Origin of the sequence: Acinetobacter sp. D009 (assembly GCF_038562025.1) — a bacterium.
Taxonomy (GTDB): domain Bacteria; phylum Pseudomonadota; class Gammaproteobacteria; order Pseudomonadales; family Moraxellaceae; genus Acinetobacter; species Acinetobacter pittii.
In genome coordinates, this window is the sequence record NZ_CP151886.1 from 2,583,588 (window position 1) to 2,605,486 (window position 21,899).

General features: G+C 32.1%; 34 protein-coding genes. 5 read left to right on the forward strand and 29 right to left on the reverse strand.

Annotated elements, in window-relative coordinates:
* Positions 1–314: 314 nt before the first annotated feature.
* Together ahpC and AAC388_RS12325 are read left to right on the forward strand one after the other, a co-directional pair.
* Complete coding sequence (gene ahpC / locus AAC388_RS12320) at positions 315–878, forward strand: alkyl hydroperoxide reductase subunit C (RefSeq protein WP_003652649.1); 564 nt, start codon at positions 315–317, stop codon at positions 876–878.
* Positions 879–1,072: 194 nt separating this feature from the next.
* Positions 1,073–1,288 (forward strand): KTSC domain-containing protein, encoded by a 216-nt coding sequence (locus tag AAC388_RS12325; protein WP_005070287.1) that lies wholly within the window; start codon positions 1,073–1,075, stop codon positions 1,286–1,288.
* Positions 1,289–1,353: 65 nt separating this feature from the next.
* Here AAC388_RS12325 and AAC388_RS12330 read toward each other — a convergent pair whose 3' ends face one another.
* Together AAC388_RS12330 and AAC388_RS12335 are read right to left on the reverse strand one after the other, a co-directional pair.
* Positions 1,354–1,941 carry an O-methyltransferase gene (locus AAC388_RS12330; RefSeq protein WP_014206205.1) on the reverse strand — a complete coding sequence of 196 codons (588 nt, stop codon included), beginning with the start codon at positions 1,939–1,941 and terminating at the stop codon, positions 1,354–1,356.
* Between the two features lie 45 nt (positions 1,942–1,986).
* On the reverse strand, positions 1,987–2,205 hold the full coding sequence (locus tag AAC388_RS12335) for a DUF1653 domain-containing protein (protein WP_014206204.1): 219 nt from the start codon (positions 2,203–2,205) through the stop codon (positions 1,987–1,989).
* 256 nt (positions 2,206–2,461) lie between these two features.
* On the opposite strand from AAC388_RS12335, the gene ahpF reads away from it, so the two are divergent.
* The gene (gene ahpF / locus AAC388_RS12340; RefSeq protein WP_342370696.1) at positions 2,462–4,027 is read left to right on the forward strand and encodes an alkyl hydroperoxide reductase subunit F; all 1,566 of its coding nucleotides are present in this window, start codon (positions 2,462–2,464) and stop codon (positions 4,025–4,027) included.
* A gap of 172 nt (positions 4,028–4,199) precedes the next feature.
* The gene (locus AAC388_RS12345; RefSeq protein WP_002121546.1) at positions 4,200–4,544 is read left to right on the forward strand and encodes a hypothetical protein; all 345 of its coding nucleotides are present in this window, start codon (positions 4,200–4,202) and stop codon (positions 4,542–4,544) included.
* A gap of 60 nt (positions 4,545–4,604) precedes the next feature.
* Here the strand turns inward: AAC388_RS12345 and AAC388_RS12350 are convergent, their stop codons facing one another.
* Positions 4,605–5,216, reverse strand: coding sequence for a glutathione binding-like protein (locus tag AAC388_RS12350; RefSeq protein WP_002121577.1), 612 nt, complete (start codon positions 5,214–5,216; stop codon positions 4,605–4,607).
* A 207-nt stretch (positions 5,217–5,423) separates the two neighbouring features.
* The gene (locus AAC388_RS12355; protein ID WP_342370697.1) at positions 5,424–7,862 is read right to left on the reverse strand and encodes an ExeM/NucH family extracellular endonuclease; all 2,439 of its coding nucleotides are present in this window, start codon (positions 7,860–7,862) and stop codon (positions 5,424–5,426) included.
* Positions 7,863–8,007: 145 nt separating this feature from the next.
* Here AAC388_RS12355 and trmB point away from each other — a divergent pair, with 145 nt between their 5' ends.
* Complete coding sequence (gene trmB / locus AAC388_RS12360) at positions 8,008–8,724, forward strand: tRNA (guanosine(46)-N7)-methyltransferase TrmB (protein WP_002121537.1); 717 nt, start codon at positions 8,008–8,010, stop codon at positions 8,722–8,724.
* A 272-nt stretch (positions 8,725–8,996) separates the two neighbouring features.
* Here trmB and AAC388_RS12365 read toward each other — a convergent pair whose 3' ends face one another.
* From AAC388_RS12365 to AAC388_RS12485, 25 genes are all read right to left on the reverse strand, one after another.
* Positions 8,997–9,389: a hypothetical protein gene (locus AAC388_RS12365; protein ID WP_342370698.1), complete on the reverse strand. Its 393-nt coding sequence runs from the start codon at positions 9,387–9,389 to the stop codon at positions 8,997–8,999.
* Positions 9,390–9,707: 318 nt separating this feature from the next.
* Positions 9,708–10,046 carry a hypothetical protein gene (locus tag AAC388_RS12370; protein ID WP_342370699.1) on the reverse strand — a complete coding sequence of 113 codons (339 nt, stop codon included), beginning with the start codon at positions 10,044–10,046 and terminating at the stop codon, positions 9,708–9,710.
* A gap of 188 nt (positions 10,047–10,234) precedes the next feature.
* Complete coding sequence (locus AAC388_RS12375) at positions 10,235–10,630, reverse strand: immunity protein YezG family protein (protein WP_342370700.1); 396 nt, start codon at positions 10,628–10,630, stop codon at positions 10,235–10,237.
* A 235-nt stretch (positions 10,631–10,865) separates the two neighbouring features.
* Complete coding sequence (locus AAC388_RS12380; protein ID WP_342370701.1) at positions 10,866–11,270, reverse strand: hypothetical protein; 405 nt, start codon at positions 11,268–11,270, stop codon at positions 10,866–10,868.
* 67 nt (positions 11,271–11,337) lie between these two features.
* On the reverse strand, positions 11,338–11,634 hold the full coding sequence (locus AAC388_RS12385; RefSeq protein ID WP_342370702.1) for a hypothetical protein: 297 nt from the start codon (positions 11,632–11,634) through the stop codon (positions 11,338–11,340).
* A 46-nt stretch (positions 11,635–11,680) separates the two neighbouring features.
* Positions 11,681–11,995, reverse strand: a complete 315-nt coding sequence (locus tag AAC388_RS12390) for a hypothetical protein (RefSeq protein WP_342370703.1) — start codon at positions 11,993–11,995, stop codon at positions 11,681–11,683.
* A gap of 96 nt (positions 11,996–12,091) precedes the next feature.
* Complete coding sequence (locus tag AAC388_RS12395; protein WP_342370704.1) at positions 12,092–12,406, reverse strand: hypothetical protein; 315 nt, start codon at positions 12,404–12,406, stop codon at positions 12,092–12,094.
* Between the two features lie 93 nt (positions 12,407–12,499).
* Positions 12,500–12,814, reverse strand: coding sequence for a hypothetical protein (locus AAC388_RS12400; RefSeq protein WP_342370705.1), 315 nt, complete (start codon positions 12,812–12,814; stop codon positions 12,500–12,502).
* Positions 12,815–12,908: 94 nt separating this feature from the next.
* Entirely contained in the window at positions 12,909–13,232 is a 324-nt protein-coding gene (locus AAC388_RS12405; protein ID WP_342370706.1) for a hypothetical protein, read from the reverse strand.
* A gap of 93 nt (positions 13,233–13,325) precedes the next feature.
* Positions 13,326–13,640: a hypothetical protein gene (locus tag AAC388_RS12410; RefSeq protein ID WP_342370707.1), complete on the reverse strand. Its 315-nt coding sequence runs from the start codon at positions 13,638–13,640 to the stop codon at positions 13,326–13,328.
* A gap of 245 nt (positions 13,641–13,885) precedes the next feature.
* The gene (locus AAC388_RS12415) at positions 13,886–14,029 is read right to left on the reverse strand and encodes a hypothetical protein (RefSeq protein ID WP_342370708.1); all 144 of its coding nucleotides are present in this window, start codon (positions 14,027–14,029) and stop codon (positions 13,886–13,888) included.
* Between the two features lie 442 nt (positions 14,030–14,471).
* Positions 14,472–14,822 (reverse strand): hypothetical protein, encoded by a 351-nt coding sequence (locus AAC388_RS12420; protein ID WP_342370709.1) that lies wholly within the window; start codon positions 14,820–14,822, stop codon positions 14,472–14,474.
* 80 nt (positions 14,823–14,902) lie between these two features.
* Entirely contained in the window at positions 14,903–15,409 is a 507-nt protein-coding gene (locus AAC388_RS12425; RefSeq protein ID WP_342370710.1) for a hypothetical protein, read from the reverse strand.
* 284 nt (positions 15,410–15,693) lie between these two features.
* Entirely contained in the window at positions 15,694–15,960 is a 267-nt protein-coding gene (locus AAC388_RS12430) for a hypothetical protein (protein WP_342370711.1), read from the reverse strand.
* A 94-nt stretch (positions 15,961–16,054) separates the two neighbouring features.
* Positions 16,055–16,480, reverse strand: a complete 426-nt coding sequence (locus AAC388_RS12435) for a hypothetical protein (RefSeq protein ID WP_342370712.1) — start codon at positions 16,478–16,480, stop codon at positions 16,055–16,057.
* Positions 16,481–16,617: 137 nt separating this feature from the next.
* The gene (locus AAC388_RS12440; RefSeq protein WP_342370713.1) at positions 16,618–16,965 is read right to left on the reverse strand and encodes an SMI1/KNR4 family protein; all 348 of its coding nucleotides are present in this window, start codon (positions 16,963–16,965) and stop codon (positions 16,618–16,620) included.
* A gap of 99 nt (positions 16,966–17,064) precedes the next feature.
* Entirely contained in the window at positions 17,065–17,619 is a 555-nt protein-coding gene (locus AAC388_RS12445) for an SMI1/KNR4 family protein (protein WP_342370714.1), read from the reverse strand.
* A gap of 141 nt (positions 17,620–17,760) precedes the next feature.
* Complete coding sequence (locus AAC388_RS12450) at positions 17,761–18,165, reverse strand: hypothetical protein (RefSeq protein ID WP_342370715.1); 405 nt, start codon at positions 18,163–18,165, stop codon at positions 17,761–17,763.
* Positions 18,166–18,328: 163 nt separating this feature from the next.
* A complete protein-coding gene (locus tag AAC388_RS12455; RefSeq protein ID WP_342370716.1) occupies positions 18,329–18,817 on the reverse strand; it encodes an ankyrin repeat domain-containing protein in 489 nt (162 codons plus the stop codon).
* Positions 18,818–18,886: 69 nt separating this feature from the next.
* Positions 18,887–19,048: a hypothetical protein gene (locus tag AAC388_RS12460; RefSeq protein ID WP_342370717.1), complete on the reverse strand. Its 162-nt coding sequence runs from the start codon at positions 19,046–19,048 to the stop codon at positions 18,887–18,889.
* Positions 19,036–19,323, reverse strand: coding sequence for a hypothetical protein (locus AAC388_RS12465; RefSeq protein ID WP_342370718.1), 288 nt, complete (start codon positions 19,321–19,323; stop codon positions 19,036–19,038). The genes AAC388_RS12460 and AAC388_RS12465 overlap by 13 nt, the downstream gene beginning before the upstream one ends.
* 133 nt (positions 19,324–19,456) lie before the next feature.
* The gene (locus AAC388_RS12470) at positions 19,457–19,831 is read right to left on the reverse strand and encodes an immunity 22 family protein (protein ID WP_342370719.1); all 375 of its coding nucleotides are present in this window, start codon (positions 19,829–19,831) and stop codon (positions 19,457–19,459) included.
* Positions 19,832–19,872: 41 nt separating this feature from the next.
* Positions 19,873–20,307, reverse strand: a complete 435-nt coding sequence (locus AAC388_RS12475; protein WP_342370720.1) for a hypothetical protein — start codon at positions 20,305–20,307, stop codon at positions 19,873–19,875.
* A 69-nt stretch (positions 20,308–20,376) separates the two neighbouring features.
* Positions 20,377–20,895, reverse strand: a complete 519-nt coding sequence (locus AAC388_RS12480; protein WP_342370721.1) for an ankyrin repeat domain-containing protein — start codon at positions 20,893–20,895, stop codon at positions 20,377–20,379.
* A 105-nt stretch (positions 20,896–21,000) separates the two neighbouring features.
* Complete coding sequence (locus tag AAC388_RS12485) at positions 21,001–21,456, reverse strand: hypothetical protein (RefSeq protein WP_342370722.1); 456 nt, start codon at positions 21,454–21,456, stop codon at positions 21,001–21,003.
* Positions 21,457–21,899 lie beyond the last annotated feature (443 nt).

The following is a 21,899-nucleotide window of genomic DNA, read 5'->3' on the forward strand; positions in this document are numbered from 1 at the left end:
ACGCTCTAATGACCATAAGGTAAAACAGTTGGGTTTTTATATATTTTTAATTTTTTAAAATTTTACCCTTGAATTTTGTCTCACTAGACTTCATGTTGTTAGGCAAGTTTCTTTTACGATAACTGTCATTTGTTTTACATGTTTTTGCAGTCAAATCGAATACAGTGTTTGGGGACTTAAAAATCGTAAATTTATCACTTATTCGATTTTCCGATTTTAGTCATGTAAAAATACTATTTCCCCAATAAAGAATTTTTATTTATTCTACATCTCGTAAACAAGTTTAAATATAAACCTCAATCATGGAGACAATGATGAGCTTGATTAATACTGAAGTTAAACCATTCCAAGCAACTGCTTACCACAACGGCCAATTTGTTGAAGTTAACGAAACTAACCTTAAAGGTAAATGGTCTGTTGTATTCTTCTATCCAGCTGACTTCACTTTCGTTTGTCCAACTGAACTTGGTGACTTAGCTGACAACTACGCTGAATTCCAAAAACTTGGTGTTGAAATTTATGCTGTATCTACTGATACACACTTCACTCACAAAGCTTGGCACGACACTTCTGAAGAAATCAAAAAAATCCAATATCCATTAGTTGGTGACCCAACTTGGACTCTTTCTAAAAACTTCGACGTTCTTATCGAATCTGAAGGTTTAGCTGACCGTGGTACTTTCGTTATCGATCCAGAAGGTAAAATCCAAATCGTTGAACTCAACGCTGGTGGTATCGGCCGTGACGCATCTGAACTTCTTCGTAAAGTAAAAGCTGCTCAATACGTACACGCTCACCCAGGTGAAGTTTGCCCAGCTAAATGGAAAGAAGGCGAAGCTACTCTTGCTCCATCTATCGACCTAGTTGGTAAAATCTAATCTCTTATTAGATTTTAAAAACTCAAAGAACCATCCCTCATCGGATGGTTCTTTTGTTTTGAATAAGCACATCACATTTTCTACTGATACTTTTACAATTATGCCCTTCCCCATTACATGAAGTTTGAGTAATGTCGAATAAATAACCGATGTTTTTTGAGCTTAAGTAATATGAAATAAAAGGGGAAAAATTTATGGCGAATACTGTGGCAGTCACTTCATGGAAATACAATGCGACTTCACGTCATCTAAAAATATTTTATAGCGATGGTTCAGGCGAACTTTATCATCCTGTACCAGAATTTATTTATGACAACTTATTACGATCAACAGACAAAGCTGCTTTTGTACATAAATATTTAGAATTCGACTTACACTTTACTCGCCTATCTTTAGTGAATGCTTCATAACATAATGAAATAAGGCCTGCTTTGAACAGGCCTTTATGAATGAATAAATCAGATTTTTAAATGGCTTACCTTGCCACTACAATGCATAAACCAGCGCCTACAGGCAAAATACTGCTCATAAAATTTTCATCTTTTTTAATTAAAGCTAAGAATGAGCTGACTTCAGCCGCATGTGAAATAACATTATCAATAATGAGTACGCCACCTTTTGGCTTCATCAGCCGTTTTAAATCTGGCCAATAATTCTCGTAAGCAGGTCGCTCAGCATCTAACAAAATAAAATCGAAAGTTTCCTGAGTTTCTTTTAAATAGTCGGCTGCATCTCCCACCCAAAAATCTACCAATTCCTCTAATGCCAGTTCAGTCGCATGGCGTTTAGCTTCATTACTACGATTGGCATCAATTTCAAGCGTGGTTACTTTTCCATGAGTAGCTTGAGCAGCCTCAGCAAGCCATAAAGTAGAGTAACCTGTTGAAGTCCCAATTTCTAAAATTGATTTAGCTTGCTGCATCCGAATAAATTGCGATAATAATTTTGCAGACTCCGCCTCAATATTACGATACCGCAGCAAACGGTCTGTCTGCTGTGCATCATGTCGTTTAAAGGTGTCATATAAATCGGCAACTCTTTGTAAGAAAAAAGTATTTGGCATATATTCACCCTTTAAAATCGTTATTTTATATAAAAGTCGTTTGCGTTAAGTGCTTTGAATTAACTTAAAACGCGGCACGATACTTCCATCAGCCATTTTCAGCGTTTCAGTAAACATCTCTAGCGGACGTACCCAAGTTGAATAGTCACCATAAAGACACTGATAAACGACTAACTCTTCTTCAGTCTCACTGTGTTTTGCCACAGAAAAAACTTGATAGAGATTACCTTTATAATGCTGATAAATGCCGCGTTGCAATGACATGAAAGTACCTTTTAATGTTATGACATAAAATCTTTACAGCCATATAACATATATAAATTTTTAAATACTTTCACTTTAAAACACTACAAAACATAAAAAAGCATATTTGAGAGATAGATTATTGATCTTATTTATGAATGTTTTTGATAATTCAAAAAACCGATTAAATCTATAAAAACATACTGTTTCACCTATTCTGTGTTTTCACGTACTATGCATCTATTGAAAGAATTTGGATGCATTGGAGTAAAAACAGATGTTAGATCAAAACATTAAAACTCAATTAAAAGCTTACTTAGAACGTCTAGAAAGTCCAATCGAATTAGTTGCTGCTTTAGATGAATCAGATAAAGCAGCTCAAATTAAAGAGTTGGTGAGTGAAATCGCTGAGCTTTCTGACAAAGTGACTGCCCGTTTTGACGGTAACAATACACGTCGTCCAAGCTTTGGTGTGGCTAAAGCAAGTGAACAGCCTCGTGTGTTCTTCGCAGGCTTACCAATGGGTCATGAGTTTACGTCTTTGATCTTGGCACTGTTGCAGGTGTCTGGTTATGCACCTAAAGTGTCAGATGAAGTGCTTAACCAGATTAAAGGCTTAAACCTCAAAGCAAACTTTGATGTGTTTGTATCATTAAGCTGTCATAACTGTCCGGACGTGGTACAGGCGCTTAACCTGATTGCCATTTATAACCCGAACACCACGGCAACCATGATTGACGGTTCATTCTTCCAAGATGAAGTGGAACAACGCAAAATCATGGCTGTACCAATGGTATTCCAAGACAACGAGCACATTGGTCAAGGTCGTATGACCCTTGAAGAGATTGTGGCAAAACTCGACACCAACTCTGCTGAAAAAGATGCGGCAGCACTGAATGCCAAAGATGCTTTTGATGTATTGGTGATTGGTGGTGGTCCTGCGGGCGCAACAGCTGCAATCTATGCGGCACGTAAAGGTATCAATACAGGTATCGTGGCTGAACGTTTTGGTGGTCAGGTCATGGACACCATGGACATTGAAAACTTCACCTCTGTGCAAAAGACTCAAGGTCCTAAGTTTGCTGCCGAGATGGAAGCACATGTTCGTGAATATGATGTCGATATCATGAACCTGCAACGTGTCAGCAAAATCACAGGTGCCAACAAGACTGCAAATGGTCTGGTTGAAGTTGAACTTGAAAACGGTGCAAAACTTGAATCGAAAACGGTGATCCTTTCAACAGGTGCACGTTGGAGAGAGATGAATGTACCGGGTGAGCAAGAATACCGTACCCGTGGTGTTGCGTACTGCCCACACTGTGATGGTCCATTGTTCAAAGGCAAACGTGTTGCTGTGATTGGTGGCGGTAACTCAGGTGTTGAAGCAGCAATTGACCTTGCAGGGATTGTTGAGCATGTCACTCTGGTTGAATTCGATACCAAACTTCGTGCTGACCAAGTGTTGCAAAACAAATTGCATAGCTTGCCAAACACAACGGTGATTATGAATGCCTTAAGTACAGAAGTGTTAGGTGATGGTTCACAAGTGACTGGTCTTAAATATAAAGACCGTGCGACTGATGAAGAGCATGTGGTCGAGCTTGCAGGAATCTTTGTACAGATTGGTTTACTGCCAAACACTGACTTCTTGAAAGACAGTGAAGTTGAATTAACCAACCGTGGCGAGATCATTGTCAATGACCGCAACGAAACCAATGTACAAGGTGTATTTGCGGCGGGTGACTGTACGACTGTACCTTACAAGCAAATCATTATTGCTACAGGTGAAGGCGCTAAAGCATCACTCTCAGCGTTTGATTACATCATCCGTTCTGGGCAGTAAAATCGGTCAAAATCATTATTATTTATTTCAAGCCTAGCATTACAAAATGCTAGGCTTTTTTAATACTAGAGTTACAACTTTTTAACAATTTTCGATCTTTATTAATCATTTACTTTATGTTTATATTTTAGACATCCATATTTGGATGCCATGAATTAGAAGGAAAAACACAATGAATAAATTACTTGTTGCTTTAGGTCTTGCTGCGACTGTTGCCCTTGTTGGTTGTAATAAAGATAAAGCTCCAGAAACTGGCGCGACTACAGGTGAACACTTAGAAAATGCTGCTCAACAAGCAAGTGCTGATATCAAATCTGCTGGTGATAAAGCTGCTGACGATATTGCAACTGCAACTGATAATGCTGCTGAGAAGATCGATGCTGCAACCGATCACGCTGCTGACGCGACTGCTAAAGCTGCAGCTGAAACAGAAGCGACTGCACGTAAAGCGACTGCTGATACAGCTCAAGCTGTTGAAAATACCGCTGCTGAAGTGAAAAAAGACGCTCAACACTAATCGTTTTTAGTATAAAAAAGCCCCTATTGATTAGGGGCTTTTTTTTGGCTCTTAAATCTTTTATGAAATTAAGCCTTCGTCACGCATCGCAATTTGTACAGATTGACGCTCTGCAACTTTATTGCGTAATGCAATAATGTGCTTATAAGGTGTTAAGTCATGCTCAATTGAGTTTGACCAATTTGTTAAAACAAATAGATAAGCATCTGCTGGACCAAAATTATCATTTACCAAATAATCGTAATCAGATTCAGACAAATAGTTATCGATATATTTTAAAAGACGGTCGATTTCAGCATAAGCTTTGGTTTTTTCATCGCTCGTTAAAGGTGCCCCAAAGAAAACTGCATAAGCATCATGCAATTCAGAGTTCAAATAACCCAACCATTCCAATACTTTCGCACGGCCCATCCCTGATGGAGGAATTAAATCCTGCTTAGGATCGTGCTGAGCAAGGAAAGGTAAAATCGCAACATTCTCAGTTAACATTAAACCAGGGTTAATTTCTAAAGCTGGTACATATCCTTTTGGATTAATTTCGTAATAATCTGCGCCTTTTTCTGTTTTATGAGTTTTTAAATTTACCCGTTCTAAGTCAAAATCAACATTAATTTCATTTAAAATAATATGTGCAGCTAAAGAACATGCGCCTGGCGAATAATATAATTTCATATCTGATCCTTGTTATCTCATATTAACGTTTTAAATTGCTTCTAGAAAACCTGCAAGGTTTGCACAATTCTTTAATTGTAAAAAAGCGTAAACTTATAAAATACTTACACCATCTAATATTCTTCAAAAAGTCATTCCTTGCAAGTTGTCTTGCGTGACGATTGTTTAAAATATGATAAAACACATTTGCGTCACGCAATTTTTCCGTTAATTACGCTTAAAAAGCTGGCTAAGCCAATTCACTAATTCAGTTAAGAAATCAAAAATCCCATTGTTCTTATCATTGTCAGGATGACTTGAGTCTTTTCCATTTAAATCTAGATCGACAATTACAGGGTCATGGTCCGAAGAACGATAAGCATCTTCACCATAAAACAATGCCTTTTGCTCATCCGTTTTATATTCTTCGTTGTAATCTAGAACCGTTGGCTCGTCTGCGTTGATATGCCATGCAAAGGTTCTCACTACTTTTGGATATAGAGCTGCATCAGCAATTGCATGATCTAAGTTACCTGCTCCACCATTGCCGTTGGCATCACTCGCAACACCATACACATAGCTATATGCCTGAGTACCCTGACCGACCTTTGTGTCATTAAGTAAAACTTTATAGTTCGCTTTTTCAAATGACAAAATAGGTTCTTCCTTTGCATAACTGTTCATATCCCCTACAAGTAAAGCATTTTGCTTAGGCACTTGGGTCGGATTTTTCGCTAACCACTGCACAATTTGATCTACTGCTTTCACGCGAGTCGGGTTCCAACAACCTTGACCATCTTTTTGGTCTGCATCAATAGAGCTAGCATCCACCCCACTACAGCTTTTCGATTTCAAGTGATTTGGAATAACGGTAAAGGTTTTATTACCACGAACGGCTTGGAAACTTTGCGCCAATGTTGTTCGGTTCTTGTCGCCCAAATCAAGCACTACAGGCTTATTTAAAGGTTTAACACGCTTGCTGTTATAAATAATAGCAACTGCGATTGCATCACCACCTAAACGGTCTAGATTTTCAGGAACGACGTATTTCCAATCGCTACCTAAAGCTTTGGTCAAATTGGCAATTGCACTATTAGGCCCATAACCATTGTTCGCAATTTCCATTAAACCATACACATCGGCATCAATTGCTTTGAGCGCACTCACAATTTTACGGTGCTGTTTATCAAACTCAGTTTGTGTGGTTGCACCACGCTCTGTTGGGAAACCCGTTGCACCATTGTCATAGTTCAAAACGTTAAATGAAGCTACACGAATGTGATTAGCATTTTTGGTAATGACATTTTGACGCGGGTTTGTTTGAGTAATCACTTCAGGCTGATTACGTCCAAGCACTGGTTGCACACGCCAACCATTAAAACGGTATTCCAAAATACCTTCAGCATTCTTAAGTTGATAACCCGAACGTAGCGTATTAGCAGCGCTAAAATTTGTCGGTAACCATGGAGTACGGTTTTGGTTGTTATAGCCGTCATCAAAAATAATTTTCGACAATAAATTTTTCTGAGCAAGAGCTTTGGCTTCTGGAGATAGTGCAGGATATAAATTGGTTGGAATATATAAGCGGCCTAAGCTTAGAGATAATTCACCATAACGGCCGTAATTGTAATTCTCACTCACCGTTAAAGTCTGAGGTAGTTTGACCAACATACCTTGATAACGCTGCGGAGAATGGGTTGAACCACCTGTTAAGCTAGCAAATGGAAGTTCAACGCTAATCGGCTGCACCTGATTTGCCATATTGCTATTACAAGTTTGAATATCTTGTTGTAATTGATCTAATTGCAATTGGTTTTGATAAGTTGTTAAGCGACCACGCAAAATAACTTCATCGCCAACTTGCCCACCTTTTACAGCACTACTATTTGGAATGTAAACAAAAATAGCATTACTGACATTTGCACGTGCTTTTGTGTCTGGTGTCTGAACATAAAAACCAGAGAAGCCATTGGCATAACGATAGTCAGCAGTTATCACACCACGCACTGTATAGGTGTGGTTTTGTGCTGCGGTTGATAAATCAGCAATTGGTGTATCGGAGCTTGAACAACTTATCGTTTCAACAGGAGGCTGTGTTGTTGAGCCAGATAAATTTGAAAAGTCATTGCGGTTTGTCCAAGCTGACCATGAACGGTCCAAATCAAATGCTGCAGTTGTATCAATACTTAAAGTTGGATTCTCAGTTTCAAGACGCTTAAAACTATTTCCCACGCTCGAAACGGCTGTTCCCCATCCTGATTCCGGTCGCTCACCAATACGCCCAAAACGGTCTACAGGTGTGCCTTTATAAACAAGTACAACAGCATCATCACCATTAAAAGATAATGCAGCGACCTGATTTACTTTACTACCAAGTTCAGCCTGTAACTCAGAGCGACCTACCAAAAACTTCTGCTTACTGGTTAACGATCCTTGTAAACGGAAAGTTGCTGTTTTTGCTGTACCGCCATTATTAAATTGTTGAATTTCATAGTCGGCTAAATTAACTGTAGTCCCATCTGGATTATAAATTTCCAAACCTTTGCGGTTACTACTGCCGTCAACATATTGACTAAACATGAGCTGTGCTTGTGCCCAAGGACTATATGTAAAAGCACCAAGTGCCCCTAACAGCACAGAAAGTGTGCGTAATTGAAAAGTTTTCATGAGTAAATATGTTCATTTGAAATTTATATAGATTCTTAGATTAAATATTGAACATGACATCTACATGAAGAAAAACACCGAAACATTTGACTTGACCACATGAAGACTTAAAATACCGCATTTGAATTTCAATATTGCCAAGGTTATGTCGATCGATCAGTTAGAAACGCAAATTGCAGACTTAGACAATTTGCCTGAACACCGTGAAATTGTGACGTTTATGCGTCGTTCAGCACCACTTAATACGTCTCAACGCACGGCATTAGAACAACATCGCGATTTAATTTTGGAATATCCTGTTGGTGACTTACGTCAGCACTTCGAACATCCAGAACGTCCTTTAACTGTTGAAATCGGTTTTGGTATGGGTCGTTCATTAGTGCTTATGGCAAAAGCAAACCCTGAACGCAACTATGTGGGTATTGAAGTTCACGTACCTGGTATTGCTCAGTGTCTTTATGAAGCAGGTATGGCGGAACTTAAAAACTTACGTGTACTTGATGCAGACGCGATTCAGGTTTTACGTGAAATGCCAGACAACAGTATTAACTGTGTACAACTTTACTTCCCAGACCCTTGGCAAAAGAAACGTCATTTCAAACGTCGTTTTGTTATTCATGAGCGTATGCAATTAGTTGAACAAAAACTTGAGCTGGGTGGTACATTCCACGCAGCAACAGACTGGGAACCGTATGCTGAATGGATGCTTGATATTTTAGACAACCGTCCAGACCTTGAAAACTTGGCGGGTAAAGGCAATAGCTATCCACGTCCAGAGTGGCGCCCAGTGACTAAGTTTGAACGCCGTGGTATTGAGTCAGGTCATAAGATTAATGACTTTATCTTTAAAAAGATTAAGTAAAACTTTTATTGTTTTTATTTAAAAATATGGCATTAAGTTTTAAAGACTTAGTGCCATATTTTTTAAAAATAGTTAATTGAACTAGTAAAAAGGATGCATTTATTAGTAAAAATTTTCTATTCTTAAAAAATTAATAAAAATAGGGTTTTACACATCAAGTCAATTAGAATAGTAAAATATTATTTATTTTCATAAAATAATTAAATTATGGGATATAAAGTAGCCTAAATATCTAAAAATTTTAAAAAGATATTTAGGCTAAATTTAATTAATTAAGATCTTAAATCATTCATTCTTTTATCTAACTCTTCTTCATTACCATCAAGAAGAGGTGTACCTTCATAATAAAACTTAGAACAATATTTACCATTATGATCTAAAAATAAAAATAAAGCACACCAATTATCACCAGATTTTTCACACTCTTCAAAAAGAATATTTATTGTTTTATAAGGTTCCATAGAAGAACGTAAAGGATAATCAGCCGTATATAATTTTAGATTGTCACCAACCCAACATAAGGCTGTATCCTTATTTCTCAATCCAATATTATTGTCTCTAAGTCTTTCAGTATAATAGACAATATTTCGCCAATCATTTACGGCCAAAGATTCAATTTTTTCAAGTATAGAATTAATTAATTCTGATTTCCTTAAAAAATCCATTTTATCCCCCTACTCTATTTTCAAATTGAACTCTAACCACGTACCATCTGCTTTCTGATATTTAACTACAAAACCTTATGGACGAATTGTGTTACTATCATAAATTGCCTCAATCTTAACAGGATTTTTGGGCGCTTACTTAGATACTATTGATGAAGATAATCATCTTCATTAATTATGACGAATCATTAAAGAAAGAAGTCATTCTACTTCTTTCTTGAATTTAGAATTACATCAATCACTCGATTAAACTCAATATTTTGATATTTTTGAGATCAAGTCCACTACCTAGGTAGACATGATATTCCGAATGGCAGGTTAAGAGGCTGATTCAATCCCAACCAACAAAGCAGACATAAAAACACGCTTATCAATAATCTCATTATCAAATGCCAGCTCAATTCGATCAAAAAGCATACTAAAATCCTCACTGGAATCCAAAATTGTCGCGCTGAGTAAAGCTATTAGTCGTTGTCGTGAGCCCTGAGGATATGTATTAAATTCTGGCAAAAGCAAAGTTCTGACAGCTTTAACTACATCCTCAGGCTGATTCATATTCAACCCATGCAGTTTCAAACAATCCTCATGGCTTACATAGTTGACATCAAACACTTTAAGCACACTAAGTAAATCGAATATTTCCTGTTTTGCTTTCATTATTTACCCCAAATAGGAAAAGCCATGTTTATTTGGCCATTCTAGAACTAAACCAGTACAGAATATGACTTCCCGTAGGTTTGAGTAGCAAAATACTATTTATTTTCATAAAATAATTAAATTATGGAATATAAAGCAGCCTAAATATCTAAAAATTTTAAAAAAACATTTAGGCTAAATTTAATAAATTAAGATTTTAAATCATTTATTCTTTTATCTAATTCCTTTTCATTACCATCAAGAAGAGGTGTACCTTCATAATAAAACTTAGAGGAATATTTTCCTGTATTATTTATTTTTAGTAAAAATCCAGTCCAAATATCATTATTTTTTTCACACACCAAATAAAGTTTATTAATTTCCATTAATAACTCACCACTTGTATCTAATGCATAATCTTTAGTATATAAAACTGGTTTTTCTCCGATCCAACATTCAACAGTTGTTTTTTTTCTTAGACCAATTTCTTTATCTCTTAAACTTTCAGTATAAAAATAAATATAATTCCAATTGGCAGGAATTATAGCCTCAACTACTTCTTTAACTATTACATTAATAAGTTGAGACTTTTCAATAAAATTCATTCTATCCCCCAGATTTATTTTCATATAAAGTTGTTAACTAATAGACATCTTTTTGGTATTCGACTTCAAAACACTATCAACCTACCATCAAAGCTATATATTAATTTCATTTAAAGTTGAAGATTTATCAATACACCTTCCTAAATATAGATATATTTCAACGATATCCTCATTAAATTAAATGTAAAAATTATTACTTAAATAAATATATAACTTAAAATAAATTAGACAAAAATTAATTTTTCTTAAAAAAGAATTCACTAATCAACTTAAAATTACCTTCTTTAAATTCATACCTTCTTGAATAGTTTAAAGCTTCAATCTCTGACCGATATAATAAAAAAACATTAGATTTAGCTTCATTTAACAATTTATTAAATATATTATCTATTTCACATATTCCATCTACCTCCAAAATCCATTCAACATGCTTATGATCTGGATAGTTCCACTCATCTTCACACGGATTAAAATTTTGAAAAAGCCTACATTCTGCCTTACCATCAATTTTTGCTAAAAAATAATCCCCCCAGAAAGAACTATCATGAGGTATAAATACAACTCCTAAAATTTCACTCAACTTTAAAATCATATTTTCTTCGTTATCATAACTCACGCCATAATAATCATATTTATTCATAATGGAATCTTATCTCCAAAAATATAAATTTTCTGTACAACCATGAATACCTTCTTATAAAAATTAATCACTTCAATTCAGTAATGGTATACATATGAGCTATTTCCCAAGCTATTTTTTTTGCTTTTAAAATATCATCTTGATGAAATACATCAATCATTTCAATAGTTTTTCTTTCAATTTGTAACGCCTTTACAGTGTCTTTTTGAACTTCAAAAACTATTTCTTCCCACAATCTTTTTATTTCAACAAAAATACCGTCCCACTCATTCTTTTCACTTTCAGATAACTGATTATCTTGAGTATTGTTTGAGATTAAGGATAATTTATTTTCTATCCATTTTAATTTATCTTGTAATAACATTTACATATATCTCTCATTAAGTGAATTTACTTAGTAACTCTAAAACTTATTTCAATTTAGTAATATCGTATAAATCGGCCAACTCTCTAGCAATTTTTTGCCCTTCGCTCTTATCGCCCTTATCAAAGGCATCCATCATTTCTTGAAGTTTAACTCCAACATAGTCAGCTTTCACTAGGTCTTTTTTAATTTTTAGTCTAATTTCAGACCATAGCTCTCTTACATCTTTAATTCGTTCTTCGTGAATAGCTTTTTGAGTAGGAAAGTATTTAAGAAGCCAATCATCATAATCATCTGGAGCACAATGTGCTACAGTAACAAGAGAATCTGTTAATTCACCTAATTTTTCTCTTAAAGACATTTTAGTCACTACCTAAATTCATAAATATTGTACAGATCATCTTTTTTGTGCTTTTAAAATATTATCTTCATTAAATACATCGAGCATCTTAAAATATTATTTCAATTTAGTAATATCGTATAAATCGGCAAGCTCTCCAGCAATTTTTTTTCCTTCATCCTTATAACCTTTATTAAAAGCATCCATCATTTCTTGAAGTTTAATCCCAACATAATCGGCTTTCACAAGATCTTTTTTTATTTTTGGTCTAATTTCAGACCACAACACTCTTAAATCTTTCATTTGTTCTTCATGAATAGCCTCCTGTGTAGGAAAGTATTCAAAAAGCCATTCATTATAGTTATCTGGGGCACAGTACTCTACTGTGACTAATGAATCTTCTAATTCACCTAATTTTTCTTTTAAAGACATCTTATTAATTACCTTAATTCAGTAATGCTATACATATGAGTTTTTTCTTTTTAAAATATCATCGCGGTGGAATACATCAAATATCTAAAAAAATTATTTTAGCTTGGTAATATCGTACAAATCAGCAAGCTCTCTAGCAATTTTTCGCCCTTCAATCTTCTCCCCGTTATCAAAAGCATCAATCATTTCTTGAATTTTAATTTCAACATAATCGGCTTTCACCAGATCTTTTTTAATTTTTGGTCTAATTTCAGACCACAATGCTCTTAGGTCCTTTATTTCTTCTTCATGAATGGCTTCTTGAGTAGGAAAGTACTCAAGTCGCCATTCGTTATAATCATCTGGAGCACAATGCGCTAGTGTCATAAGGGCATCTTCTAATTCACCCAATTTTTCTTTTAAAGACATCTTATTAATTACCTTAATTCAGTAATACTATACATATGAGTTTTTTCTTTTTTAAAATATCATCGCGGTGGAATACATCAAATATCTCAAAAAATTATTTTAACTTGGTAATATCATATAAATCAGCAAGCTCTCCAGCAATTTTTTGTCCTTCGCTCTTATCGCTCTTATCGCTCTTATCAAAGGCATTCATCATTTCTTGAAGTTTAACTCCAACATAATCGGCTTTCACAAGATCTTTTTTTATTTTTGGCCTAATTTCAGACCACAACTCTCTTAAATCTTTCATTCGTTCTTCATGAATGGCTTCTTGAGTAGGAAAGTACTCAAGAAGCCACTCATCATAGTCATCTGGAGCACAGTACTCTACTGTGACTAATGAATCTTCTAATTCACCTAATTTTTCTTTTAAAGACATTTTTCTCACTACCTAAATTCATAAATATTGTACATATCATTTTTTGTGCTTTTAAAATGTTATCTTTATTAAATACATCGAGCATCTATAATATTATCTCAATTTATTAATATCGTATAAATCTGCAAGCTCCCAAGCTATTTTTTTTCCTTCCACTTTATCTCCTTTATCATAAGCATCAAACATTTCTTGAAGTTTAACTCCAACATAGTCGGCTTTAGCTAAATCTTTTTTAATTTGTGATCTAATCTCATTCCATAGCTCTTTTAAATCACTCATAGTATCTTCATGAATTGCAGCTTGGGTAGGAAAGTATTCAAGCTGCCACTCAGCATAGTCATCCGGAGCATGTAGTGCGACTGCTACTATCGCGTCATCAAATTCACTTAATTTTTCTTTTAATGTCATTTTTGTAATCCTCTAGGAATATTTACTTAATTTATAAATTGAATTTTCAATCATGAGATTAGTATAGTGTAAAATATTAATAGGCACACTAGAAGATTATTTAAATACTAACGATGAAAATAATGCATCTCTTTGATAAATAGGATGAGTCAGTATCATCAATAATGAAGTGTGAATTACTATAATTCACTCGTAGTAATATTATCAATTTAAGTTATTATTATTCGATATGAGTAATAATTATATTATTTTATATCAATCATCTGCAATGGGCGATTTGCCATTCCTCCCCTAAGACGATTTATTGAAATCTCTACGACTTCTATATCTTTAAAAGAAACAAAACCATCAGGCCCTTCTAAATAATTTTCGATAGAGATTGTTAACATTTGCCCCACCTACCTTTCTCAACCGAAGAATCGTGCTTCCGAACTATATGGACCCAACAACGCAACTCTGCTGTTAAACTACATAGCGAAGACCAATATAATTCTGTTTTATCAATTGTCATGTCATTAACCTATTTTTCATTTTTCAATAATATTCATTTAGATGAGTTAAGTATTTAACACTTGAACTATAATTTATGTGGGCTTAAACGCCAAAAAAATTACTTAAAAACTAGCATCCGATGACTAAGTTTGAACACCTTAGCATTAAATCAGATTATAACATTAATGACTTTAACTTTAAGAATTTTAAGTGACGAACTTATAATTTTTGATTAAATTTACTATATTAAGCATTCAAATTTTTATATCTTAAAGATTATTCATTAAATCAGGACATTTAATAAAAAAACAAGACTATAATTATAATTTTAAAAATAAATTAAATTAAGGTCGTTTTTCTAATTTCATCAAGAGAATTATAATCCAACAATCTAATATTAAAGTTATATTCCATATCCATCATGAATAAAGGATAAGGCAATAATTTTTGAATTTTTAAAGCAAAATCAATAGCTTCATCTCCAACGCCTTCTATTGTTAAAGTTTCAGCATCTTTACTCATTCTAACTATAGTTGAACTTCCATTTAATGAATACTCACATTCCAAAATAGCACCAATGAAATCTCCAACTTTTAAATTTGAAACTCCTAAAATACTTGAAATTTTTTCTACTATCTGATTAATATCAAAAGTTTTATTTTCTTCTAAATAGATTAACAACTTCCTCATTTTAGTTCCTTTTAAAAAACTTGTAGAAAATTAGTCTTAATTTTTTGATTTCCATAAAAAATATAATACTTTTGAATACACTATAAAAACATTATATAAATTTTAAATATTTTTCCATATACTTCATCCAATACTCCACTCATATCTTTACTTTCACTTTGAAGAATGTAATTTATATTATTATCATTTAAAATTTTATAAGAAACATTAAAATCTTCTTTTAATAAATTCAACTGAATACCATCAAAAAATATTTCCCACATTTTTTTCAAAAAATAATCAACTGCAATTTCAGAAAAATCTAAAAGATCAAAATAACCCAAAACAAATGAAATAAATTTTTGATTATTTGATATATTCATATAATACAACGAATGCATCACCCTTTCTTTCGTCGAATCATCTAATCTCATAAATTCAGGCTTTACCAATTCTTCTAATAAAATATCAATATGTTTTAAACTAGTAAAATCTATACTATTAAATATAACACCTTGAGTCTGAACTTCATCAAAATCTCGATAAAATAATATATTTGATAAAAAAAAGCAGATATAAAAAGGATTAACAATTCTTTTTATCATCATATAACCTTATTAATTTAAAACCATTAAAGTTAAGAAATATTTAAAGTTCACAAAACTTACAAATAAAATATATTATAATTACCTAAAACTTACAATACTTTATTACAGTCTCCACCAGCAAGACTAGTTCCGAGCATAGGGTAAGCTATTTTACAAGAATAGAAATCTTGTTTAATTACTTTATGCTATTCCCACACCCATTCTACAAAAGCAATTACATCCATGAATAATTACATCAAAATTTCCATTTTTTGCTAGATCAATAAGATCACCATTGATGATATTCAAATTAAATTCTGCCTTACTGCATGATTCCATGTCACATCAAACTCAGCTTTTGATATAGAAATTGCACTCTCATCAGCCTCTCCAAACTCTGGCTGATCTGTAAAATCATATTGTTCATGAAAATATTCTTTAGGAGTTGCCCAATAAAAAATTCCTTCAAAAACACTAATATGACGGATTATCAATCCTTTTTCCACTTCACAATAGAACGTTCCTTCTATTCCATCATGCGATTCTGTGTACGTCTTAAAATATTCATTCATGGTAATACTTTCCCACACCTAACAATACGTTAAAAAATAGCTAAAAAATCAAAAGAGCCCAGTATAAATGAAATATATTATAATTACCCCAAGCTTATAATATTTGGTTTGGTGGTAAAATTTTATATCCCGAATTAATTACTTCACTACCCCAGTTCTCAAACATCAAACCATAAATACTCTTAAAAAAATCTCTAGGTTTTTCAATTTTCCAATTATAAGGAAAATAAAAGCATGTTTCATCATCAGACTCTAATAATTCAGCGAAGTTATAATTCTCAGTCAGCAAAGCTTTCTCTAATGAGAGTATAATTACTGCTTTATGATGAACATTATACTTTTTATTTTTTACTTTAAAAAAGTATTCATTAAATAATGGTTCTATTTCTAAAAAATTATTGGGGTCATATTTAGATAAATAATTTTCCCATTCATCCCGATCATACACCTGAAAGGGAGTCAAAGCATGTGCAGGACTTGCTGAAAAATTAACAGTACTATTCGGATATTTTAATGACATACGAAATATTTCTCTGTTTTTACGAAATTAAAGTTTTAATTATATCTACAATAATTTCAAACTTTATATTTATTTTAAGATTTTTTAGCATATTAAAATCAATTACAAAGGTAAATAAACATTTATTAATATATTAATCACTCATGTAAAAGCTCTAAAAAACCTTCAAAATTATTTGAAATTGGATATATTTCCGACAAGAAGCTATCAAGTAAAATTATTTTAGGCAATGTTTTTGTTTCTCGATAATCAAAACAAATCAAGAAATCCCCAGCATCTCTTGCAAATGGTAAAATACCTTTAGGAATTATAGAATTATCAAGTGCGTACCATAAAAATGAACCATACTCATTTGATTGAGTTAGAGGGAAAAAATCACTTATACATGTTTCATCATCACCGTAATAAAAAGAACCAACTTCAATATATGCAGGATTTGCATATTCAACTAAACTTTTATACAAGAAAGGAAGTTCAATATTCAAAATAGATTCAATCTTTAAAATTTCATCTAAATTTAAATTTTTAGATCCCTTTAACCGAAATCAGACCAACTCTTAGATAAACTCATAGTTTATTCTCCATCAATATATAGTCTTATTATTTAGGTAAATATCAACCAATCCACTTTTAAGATCATTAACCTCTTCAATATTATAATCAATCATTGCTAAAAAAAATTTATTAAAATTTTTAAAAATTTCAATTTCCTCTCCAGCATACCAAATTACTTCCCCAGCTATTGATGAATTAGGTTTACCTATTAAAAAAATATCTTTATCAATTAAAGTAGCTGCTATTGGCATCAAATCAGTTCTACGAATACCTTTTTTAGAAAGATATGTAATATCGATTATATTTAATAAATCCAATGCATATTGCTTTTTTTCTCCTTCTATCAAATCTGTCAGACCAAATAAATCTACATATTGATAAAATCCTTTCCATCCATTTGCATATAAAAGAAAGCTCTTATAAAATTTATCAATTTCCTCACCCAATATAATTTCAGTTTTTATAATATCATCTATTGTTGCAGCTAATTCAGGTAAATAATAAGGCCAAATTTTCCTAGTATCTGCCTCATACAAAGAATTTTTCACAAGAGCCAATCTCGCTATTTTCTGAGTCCAATCCATTACATTTCTCTATCAATTAAAATATAAAATAATTTCATTTAAAATGTTAAAGATAAGCTATCAACAAATTATAAAATATGAATAACAGAAGAAATCATAAAAATTTATTTAGAGCTGTTTTTTCCAATCAAAACAATAAAATTATTTTTTCTTATAAAAAACCTCATTTACCAACTTAAAATCACCATCTTTAAATTCATACTCTTTTATATAATTTAAAGCTTCTACCTCTGATCGATATAATAAAAAAATATTAGATTCAGCTTCATTTAACAATTTATTAAATATATTATCCATTTCAGGTGTTCCATTTATTTCCATAATCCACTCAACATGCTTATGATCCGGGTAGTTCCAATCATCTTCACATGGATTAAAATTTTGAAAAAGCCTACACTTACCATTACCACCAATTTTTGCTAAAAAATAATCTCCCCAAAAGGAACTATCATGAGGTATATATACAATTCCCAAAATTTTACTTAATTTTGAAATCATATCTTTTTCATTATCATAACTCACACCATAGTAATCAAATTTTTTCATAATAAAATTTTATCTAAAAATATAAAAACCATGTATATTAAATATTATTATAAACTAAGATACAATTAGATATTTTATTTTTATTCAAAACAAGTAAATTTAAAAAATATAGAAAATTTACACTACATTATAATAAATGATCTTGTTTCTTCAAAGAGTGCAACTAGTTAGCTATTTCTCTTTCACCTCGCTCTAAAGCGAACGCCTCAGCATCAAGATGCTCTGCATAATCTCCAGTATATGCCACTCTATAATTTACACCATGCTTAATCAAAATTTTAACAATATCAAGATTTCCACGATAAAATGCAGTAAACAAAGGATTTTTTATAGAATCTGATGTTATTATCTCCATATTTAAATTCAAAAAATATTCAATAATTTCAATATTTTCCTTATTAACTGCTTGACTTAGAGCATTACCACGGAGGGGGCCACCTTGTTCATTAATATCAACTCCTGCTGAGACCAAGTATACAATAATATCTTTACGATTATGTAAAGCAGCATCATGCAACCATGTACCGAAAGGAGTTTTAAAATTTAAAATTCCTAAATGCCTATAATCTTTTAATAACTTTATAGCTAACTCATTATTACCATCTTTAATAGCACTATGGATATCCTTAGCAATTATCTTTAATTCATCCATTTCTTGACTCTTTTATTAGCTGTCATATCTACTATTTTAAATTTTAACTCTATTACTTCCCAAATTATATTAAAGCACTATATCTTGCACTCCTACCGCAACAACTTGCTCATTTATAACTAAGACACCTATACCAAGCTCTGGATCAAATATAGAATCAAAAATAAATCCTAATTGTCTATCCTCCCCTATTTCAGTATGTATAATTTTCAAACCTTTTAAAATAACCATTTTTTTATACTTTCCAATTCAGCAATCTGAAAGTTTTCATAACAATACTTATTGATCTCTTTTTCAACATTATCCAAAATATTTTTTTTGTTTAACTCAAAATGAATAAAAGTATCTCTTTGATTTTGAGTGATATCACTACCATCATCTTCATATGTATAAACATTTAATTCAATTGGATATAATGTATGAAATATTTCTATTTCATATAGACGCATCCAAAGAAGCTCCTTATTATATAACTCTCCAAAAACTTTATCATTTAAAGTTCCCACTTAAAAACCCCATTTATATCCATTAATTAATATCTCAGCGCAAATACAAAAGTAACTTTTAATTACCACGCTATATCTATTTTATTTTGAATTAATAAAACCTCAAAATATAGCATCTATATTAAATAAAAAATTATGGTTTTTTATAAGGCAATGTACCTAAAAATTGTACCTCCCCTACACTTTTGTGATTTAATTTATATGCAAAATTATAAATTAGAATTATACAATTAATGGGAAACAATAATTTCATATCTTTTAATTTTAGTTCTTTCAAAATTTGTTCATCGTAGGAAAACCCATTGAAAACTAATTCTAAATTATTGGTAAAATCAAAGAAACTTTTCTCAACAAGATCCTCATCAATAAAATCAATCTGGAATTCATCTGTAAAAGAAGATCCTTCAAAATCACCATCTAATGAATATCGATTTAAGACATAGTTATCTAAGTCACAAGAAGAATCTAAATTCCCCACCCAAATAGATATAGAATTATCTTGCTGCATTTAACAAATCCTGTCTATTTTAAATAGCATATAGAAAAAAGTTAAAAATCATTTAAACAAGGCATATTAAAACCAGCTTCTTTAAGGTCATTTCCCCAATATTTATACGCCAACTTATAAACTTCTTCAAAATAGAATCTAGGTCGCTTGAATTCCCAAGTATATGGAAGAGAAAATGTATCATAAGGATCTTCATCATTTACTAATAATGCACCAAAGTTAAAGTTTTTATCATTTAAAGCATTAATAAGAACTTTTATCATTTCAATTTTATGATCAACTGTAAACCTCAAAACTCTACCGTTATTAAAAAAGTATTTCTCTAACAAATCATCTAGTTCTTTTGGATTATTGGGATCAAATTGGTCTAAATAGGCCCCCCATGTTTCCTCACGATCATATATATCAAAAACACCTAAAAATGCTGCAGGTGTTACTACGAAATCTATATCTGAATCTAGATGCTTCAAATTCATATAAGTTATTCAACTCCCAAAGTTACACATAAGCTATCGGATACCATACTTATTAAAGTTATCAGACTTTCATTTCAAGGAATTTAAATAGTTTGCTATTTCTATTTCTCCACGCTCTAAAGCAAATGCTTCAGCATCCATATTATTCATATAATTTCCAGTATAAGACATTTTATAGTCAATACCGTGACAAATTAATTTTTCAGCGATCGGCAAACTTCCTTTCATTATGGCACCAAATAAAGGATTTTTTTCTGGTTCTGTGGTATCCATTTCAACATTTAACAATAATAAGTATTCTACTATATCAATATGTCCACTTGATGCTGCTGTATTTAAACTATTGCCCCCAAAAGTTCCCCCTTTTTTATTAGGGTCCAACCCTTCTGAAATTAGATATTTAACTATTTCTAATGCTCCACTACTAACAGCTACATGAAGCCAACTACCAAATGGTGTATCTATAAATATTAAACTAGGAAATTCGTTAAATATCTTTTTTAAATTAATCAAATTATGATTTTTAATAGCATTTCTAATTGAAATATTATTCTCTTGATTTTGTCGAATGATATTGGACTTATGCATATAACTTCACTTACGAATTATTGAAAAAGTGTTATGTAATAGAGAAAACTGATTCATCTCAGCCGGTGCTGTTGCATTACAGATAAAATACCAGCATTTCATCATTCAAATAAAATATTCTTGTACATTAATAGTTTTAACACATTTATCAACTATCAAGACGCCTATCCCCAACTCTGGTTCGAAAGTTGCTTCAAACATAAAAACTATTTCGCCATTAGGTAAAAAATATAATTGATTCCAATCAAAAACTTTCCTCAAATCAGAAACAATTTGGACATGGGGCACCATTTCATCATAAGGTAAATCTTGATATATTTTATCTCTATTGAATATATAACAATTAAATAGAGCTCCCTCTATTAACGTAATATAGTCTAAAGAATTACCAAGAAATTCATTGTAAGCTCGCTCTTGAGCATTTGTAATATCATCAACTCCATAACCAGCAAGAGTAAAAGTAATTTCTTTTGACTCTCCAAAAATTATATATTTTTTATGCTCGATTAAATTCAGATTAGAATCCATAAAACCAAATGGTTCTATACTTTGTAAACCCATTTTCTACACCCGCAATTATTTCAGTTTTTTAACTTCTGAGAATCCACCTAAATTTCCATATTTTACATTAAAAAATATTTACCGTTTGACATGTATTCATTTAAAAATCTTTGTCAAGATACCAGCTAATCAATTTATGTTAGATATAAATAGAATTTAACTTGTGTTCATGCTGAGCTAACATAACGTAATGGAATAATCTGACGTGGATGCCGTTTTCTTCTTGCCAATTGTAGTACTAATTGGAATATCATTGAGCTGAGATAAACTCTACAAAATTCTGAATTAAACTATCATATTTTATCTTATCGATAGTTTAAGCTAGTTGGTATCTTTAAAAACTTAATTAGTGCAGAGAAGTAACTGAAGGAAAATTCCATCCGGCTCTCATTAGCTTATCCCAATCTACTGCACCATATCTATGCGAAGCCTCAAATTTTCCA